The organism is Bradyrhizobium sp. LeoA1Lang (genome assembly GCF_055413685.1).
Map to the genome: position 1 here is coordinate 20,916 of NZ_JBVAPG010000113.1, position 6,278 is coordinate 27,193.

At 62.6% G+C, this 6,278-nt stretch carries 4 protein-coding genes; 3 read left to right on the forward strand and 1 reads right to left on the reverse strand.

Annotated features, from left to right (window positions below; all coding sequences use genetic code 11):
* The first annotated feature begins 50 nt into the window (after nucleotides 1–50).
* On the forward strand, nucleotides 51–1,844 hold the full coding sequence (locus tag ACZYOF_RS30105) for an alkaline phosphatase family protein (protein WP_463718039.1): 1,794 nt from the start codon (nucleotides 51–53) through the stop codon (nucleotides 1,842–1,844).
* A gap of 1,053 nt (nucleotides 1,845–2,897) precedes the next feature.
* Here ACZYOF_RS30105 and ACZYOF_RS30110 read toward each other — a convergent pair.
* Complete coding sequence (locus ACZYOF_RS30110; RefSeq protein ID WP_245476134.1) at nucleotides 2,898–3,077, reverse strand: hypothetical protein; 180 nt, start codon at nucleotides 3,075–3,077, stop codon at nucleotides 2,898–2,900.
* A 284-nt stretch (nucleotides 3,078–3,361) separates the two neighbouring features.
* Between ACZYOF_RS30110 and ACZYOF_RS30115 the strand changes: the two genes are divergently transcribed.
* The gene (locus ACZYOF_RS30115) at nucleotides 3,362–5,221 is read left to right on the forward strand and encodes a chemotaxis protein CheB (RefSeq protein ID WP_130579037.1); all 1,860 of its coding nucleotides are present in this window, start codon (nucleotides 3,362–3,364) and stop codon (nucleotides 5,219–5,221) included.
* Nucleotides 5,222–5,965, forward strand: coding sequence for a Crp/Fnr family transcriptional regulator (locus ACZYOF_RS30120; protein WP_130579039.1), 744 nt, complete (start codon nucleotides 5,222–5,224; stop codon nucleotides 5,963–5,965). It abuts the gene before it with no gap.
* Nucleotides 5,966–6,278: the final 313 nt, after the last annotated feature.

Genomic DNA, 6,278 nt, shown 5'->3' on the forward strand with positions numbered 1-6,278 from the left:
GTTAGCCTCACTTGCGTTTCATTCCATCTTTGCTCTCAGGGGAGAAAACCATGCGGCTTTGGGGAGCCATTCCCGCGCTCACATTGGCTGTTGGTGCGATCGCTGTCGCGCCGGTGGCCAAGGCAGAGAATCTCGTCGACAAGATCGTCGACCAGTTCAAGCACAACAACGGCGACGACTTCAGACATCATGATCATGACCATGATCATGGTCACCATGATCGGGACGATCTGCTGAAGGCATACAAGCATGTCGTAATTATCTATCAGGAAAATCACAGCTTCGATAACCTCTACGGCCACTGGGGCGCTGTCGGCCGTGACAACATCAACGGCGTTTCCGACGCCGATCAGCCGCACACGCTGCAGGTCCGCCAGGACAGCAAGACGGTCTACACCTGCCTGTTGCAGAATGACGTCAACCTGACCTCGCCCTCGCCGTTGCCGACGAGCTGCACCGACAACGGAAGCTCGGTCGCGATCCTCAGCGCCTTCAAGAACAAGCCGTTCGAAATCAACGACTTCATTCCGACTTCGGCAACCACCTGCCCGAAGCCGATCGGCGCGTTCGCGGCTCACGGCTTCCTCAACGGCACCGGCTTGCCCGGCGGCTGCACGGAAGACATCGTGCATCGCTTCTACAGCGAGCAGTATCAGATCAATGGCGGCCGGCAGAACCGCTACATGACCGGCAGCGATGCTTCGGGTCTTGTGATGGGCTATTACGACACCAAGAAGCTGCCGATCTACCGCTATCTGCACGATCGCGGCGCGCCGAATTACGTGATTGCCGACAGCTTCTTCCAGGGCGCCTTCGGCGGTTCGTTCCTCAACCACCAGTTCCTGGTCGCGGCTGCCGCTCCGCAATTCGTCGGCGCATCCAACGACGGCAGCGCCACCGACCTGCACTCCATCGTCGATGCCAACGGCATGCCGACCAGCACGCCGCTTTACACCCCGCTCTCCACGGTGAAGGATGCGCAACTGACCGCCAAGTGCAGCCAAGCCGGTCTGCCGACCGGGCTCGCCTGCGGCGACTATGCCGTCAACACCACCCAGCCGTTCTATCAGCCTTATTCGCCCGGCACGGCGGATGCCCGGCGCCTGCCGCCGCTCAACACGCCCAACATCGGCGATCGGCTGTCGGCCAAGCGCGTCGACTGGGCCTGGTATTCGGGCGGCTGGTCGAACGCCAATGGTGACGTCGGCGCTTCGGGCTGGACCAACGGAAACGGCACCACCTGCACCGATCCGAACCATCTGCCCACGGCGGTTTTCCCCAACTGCGCCGACGTGGACTTCCAGTTCCACCACCAGGCGTTCAACTACTTCGCCAACTACGCGCCCGGCACGAAGGCCCGCAAGGATCATCTGAAGGATGAGGCGGAGTTCATCCAGGCGGCAAAGAACGGCAGGTTGAAGGACGTCAGCTTCATCAAGCCGATCGGCGAAGAGAACGAGCATCCTGGCTACGCCAGCGAGGCCGAGGGCAGCCAGCATCTGGTTGATCTGGTCAAGGCGATCACCGAGGGACCGGATGGCAAGGACACCCTCATCGTCATCACCTATGACGAGTTCGGTGGTCAGTGGGATCACGTCCCGCCGCCGCCCCACAATCGTCGCGGCGACGATGCGAAGGCTGCGGACCAGTGGGGACCCGGCACCCGTATCCCGGCGCTCCTGATCTCCAAGCGCTTCGAGAAGTCGGGCGTCGCCCACGAGGATTACGATACGACCTCGATCCTCAAACTGCTCGAGAAGCGCTTTGATCTCGATCCGGTCGTGACCCGGCCAGTGCGCAGCCTCTCAGTGGCGCTTAAGGCCGGCGATTCCGATCGGCACTGAAGACAGTCTGGAAGACGAGCTGGCCCGCATCTCCATCAGGTGCGGGCCAGTTGATTCAAGCTCTGTCGGCGCGATGGATTCTCTCACGCCTCGCGGCCCCGTAGGATGGATAGAGCGCAGCGAAACCCATCGCGATGGAGCAAGCCGCGCGATGGGTTTCGCTGCGCTCTACCCATCCTACAACTGTCGCCCCGCGAAGGCGGGGACCCATAACCACAGGGAGGTGTTGTGGCGCAAGCAAGCGGTTGCAGCTGAGCACATCACAAACGCCTGTGGTTATGGGTCCCGGGTCAAGCCCGGGATGACGGGGAGAGTTCTGATTCAAATATCAAACAGCTCTCCGCCGTCATCGTCCGCGAAGGCGGACGATCCAGTATTCCAGAGGCGCCTGAGCTTGATCGAGAGGCCGCGGGATACTGGATGTCCCGCCTTCGCGGGGCATGACGATGGAGTTGGAGAGAAGATATGCGTCCGCATTCTCGCGGCACGTTATGCCCGAGCTTTGCATCTCGTTCCACCCTCTCATTGAGCAGAGGGCGCAGGGAAAGCCGGGTGCCGGTTGCACCCGTGGGTCCCGTGCAAAAAAAAGCACGGGGGTAGGACCACAGGTTCAACCGAAGCATTCCGGCTTTCCCTGCGCGATGGTGTTACGGCTTACTTCGTGCTCTCCCCGGTGACCGGGCTTTCTTGCCACCGTCATCTCAAGCGCGAACTTGTTCGCGCGAAAAACTTAGCGCCAGCGTCGGGGCGCCAGGACCACACGACTTCGCCGTCCGTGATGCGCGCGCTCGTCAGTCACGCACATCGCGTCCACCGCATCTCACCGCAACGTTCGTGACGATCGCGAGCCGCCCCTCATCCGCCGTGAGACGCGCGGAGTCATAGTCGTGATTTGCCCGACGGGTTAAGCGGTTTATTTTTCGCTGCACGGCTGGACGGGGCAAATCACGTTGGAATCGCTTGGATATTTCGCGCTGCCGCGCATGCAATATCGCCCCCTCATAGTAAGGAGCGCGTCTCCAGACGAATACCGTTCGCGAGCACACCCGCCGCTCAGGCCGCCCAAGGTCTCTCCGACTGCAGCATCTTGAGTTCGGCAGCGACCTGCCGCAGTTCGTCGGCCAGACGGGTGTTGTGGATCCGGATTTCCCGTCTTGGCGAGAGGTCGGCAATCAGCGTGCTTTCCGCGGCTCTGCGCTCGAGCTGCTCAATCCGTTCGTCGAGTTCATTCATGATGCAACCCGCCCGATGCTCCGAGGCCAAGCAGCGTGGCAGCATTTTGGAACCGGCGCACTAACCTGTGCAACTCGGATGCGAATTGATCGCTGCGGGCCGATCTTCCTAGCTGGACGCGCCGGTATGGGCGTCCTCAATGCGTTATGGCGGGGTTGCGTTGGGCGGCGCCCTCACGCGTTATTTCGCCGTAGTCACCGTTGGGATAGCGTCAAGCTTCGCTATGTGCATGGTTTTTGCCACGCCAAATCAGGCCCTGACAGAACAGCGAGAGCCGCCGCCCCATGAGTGAAGTCGGATCGGAATCAGCGGACGGTAGACGTCGGGCCAAGGCACCGTTGATCATCGGCGTCGGAGCGTCTGCCGGTGCGATGGACAGTATCGAGCGGTTCTTCTCGAGGCTGGCGCTCAATTCCGACCAGGCCATCGTGTTGGTGTTGCAGCGCCGCGAGGCGTTCGACGACGGACGGCTGCGAGAGATGCTGCAGCGACCGGAAGGCAGCCGGCTCTCCGAGATCCAGGACGGCGCCATGATCGAAGGCGGCACGATCTATCTTTGCCCCGTCGACAGGATCGCCACGATCCAGGGCGGTCGTCTTGCGATCCGCGGGGCCGCGCAGGCGCCAGGCGAACGCGCCACGATCGACAGCTTCCTGGTATCGCTCGCGGAGGAGCGCGCCGAGGAGGCGATCGGGGTCGTCCTTGCCGGGACTGGCGGCGACGGGACGCTGGGCGTTGAGACCCTGAAGGACCATGGCGGGCTGGCCATCGCCGAGCGGGTCGCTGGCGATCATGTCGATCAACTCGCCGACAGCAATCATGCGGCCGCGATCGCCGATTACGTGCTGCCGCCCGATCAGATCCCCGAGCACATCCAGATCTATGCCCGCCATCTGCGGCGGCTGGAGGAGAGGCAGGGGTTTGAAGTGCCCCCGGCCCGCGTCGCCGACAACAAGGAGAATAATCCCAATGCGCTGGTCAGGCCCGAGCACGTCGAGCGGCTGGAAAGCGAATTGCTGACGACGCGCGAGCGGCTGCAGGCCACCATTGAGGAGCTCGAAAGCACCAACGAGGCGCTGAAATCCTCCAACGAGGAATATCAGGCGCTGAACGAGGAGCTGGCAACCGTCAATGGCGAGCTGGCGCACCGGGTCAAGGAGCTGGCGCGCGCCACCAGCGATCTGAAGAACTTCTTTGAAGGCACGCAGATCGCGACCGTATTCCTCGACAATGACCTCAAGGTGATGAATTTCACGCCCGCGATCACCCAGGTGCTGCATCTGGTCGAAACCGACGTCGGCCGGCCGATCGCGCAGATCAAGGCGCGCATTCCGATCGAGGAGCTCTATGACGACGTTCGCCGCGTGCTGCGTACGCTCGCCAGCGCCGAGCGCGAACTAAGTGCGCCCGACAGCGGCACGCGCTACGTCGTCCGCATCCTGCCGTACCGGAGTATCGGCAATTTCATTGCCGGCGTGGTCATCACCTTCATCGACGTCACCGCGATCACGCGCGCGGAGGAGCGGCAGCGGCTGCTGCTCGCCGAGCTTCAGCACCGCGTCCGCAACACGCTCGGCGTGATCCGCTCGATCGCGCGCCGCTCCGCCGAAACCAGCTCGAGCGTCGACGAATATGCCGCCCATCTCGACGGCCGCCTGAACGCATTCGCACGGACCCAGGCGCTGGTGATCCGCGACCCCGAAGGCGGCGTCGATCTCGAATACCTCGTCATCGAGGAGTTGCTCGGCTATAATGCCCGCGAAGGCGAGCAATTGCGCGTCTCCGGCCCGCAAGTGCGTTTCCAGTCAAAGGCCGCGGAAACTTTCGCGCTTGCCCTCCATGAACTTGCGACCAATGCGCTGAAATACGGTGCGCTGAGCCAGCCTTCAGGGCGCATCGAGATAAGCTGGCGGATCGACGAGGCGGTCAATCCGCCACGGCTGGTTTTCGACTGGCGCGAGCGGAACGGCCCGTCCGTCGCGCCGCCGCCGCGCAAGGGTTTTGGCACCGAACTGCTGGAGCGGACGCTGGCGTTCGAGTTCAAGGGACAGACCATGATGATGTTCAATGCTGGCGGCCTTCACTGCACCATCATCATTCCCTTGAGCCGGCGAACCATCCACACGCCGGTACTGGACAGCTAGATGCATCCCCCACCCGTCGAGGGAATTCTGGCGCAGCCGGTGATCCGGCGACTGAATGCGCTGCGGCCCTTGTCGGACGAGGGTGTCGCTGCGCTGGAACGGGCGATACGCGAGGGCATGCAGCATGTCGGCGCGGGCGAGGACCTGATCTGCGAGGGCGATGCGGTCCACGGCGTGCGGATCATCCTGTCGGGCTGGCTGTGCCGCTACAAGACGCTGGAGGACGGCAGGCGCCAGATCGTCAATTTCATCCTGCCGGGAGAGACCTGCGACGCCTACACCTATCTGCTACCGGTGATGGATCATTCCATCGCGAGCCTGACGCCAGTGGTCTATGCCGAGGTCAAACGCGCGCAGTTCGAGGCGCTGGTCGCGGACGACCGTTCGGTCGCGGAGGCGTTCTGGTGCGAGACGCTGGTGAGCAGCGCGATCCAGCGCGAATGGGCGATCAATCTCGGCCGTCGGCTGGCGCTCGAGCGCGTAGCGCATCTGCTATGCGAGATCTATGAACGGTTGCGGCCGGTCGGCCTGATCGACGGCAATTCCTGCGCCTTTCCGGTGACCCAGATGGATCTGGCCGACGCGACCGGCCTCTCGGTGGTCCATCTCAACCGCACGCTGCAGGACTTGCGCAGCTCCGGCCTGATCCTGCTGCGCGAACGGACGCTGACGATCACCGACCTGGATGCGCTCAAGAGCACGGCGCTGTTCTCGCCGAACTATCTTTATCTCTATCGGGCGTGAGCCGCGCCGGCATGCCATTTTAGGAACCGGGAACTGGTTCCCTTCGTTGAATGGTCAGCTTGAGTATGATCCGATCAGGCTGAATCTTCACCTCTCCCGCTTGCGGGAGAGGTGGAGGCCGCCTTCGGCGGCCGTCCTTAGAGAACGCCGAAGCGGAGCCTCGGCTATGGCGTTGCGCCGGGTGAGTGAACCTCCTCCGAATGAGTGGACACCTGTAGTAGGCTCATTGAGCCCGGAGGTGTTGAATGGAACGTCAACGTCGGTCATTTACCGAAGAATACAAGCGCCAGACCGTCGAGCTGGTGTTGTCGAG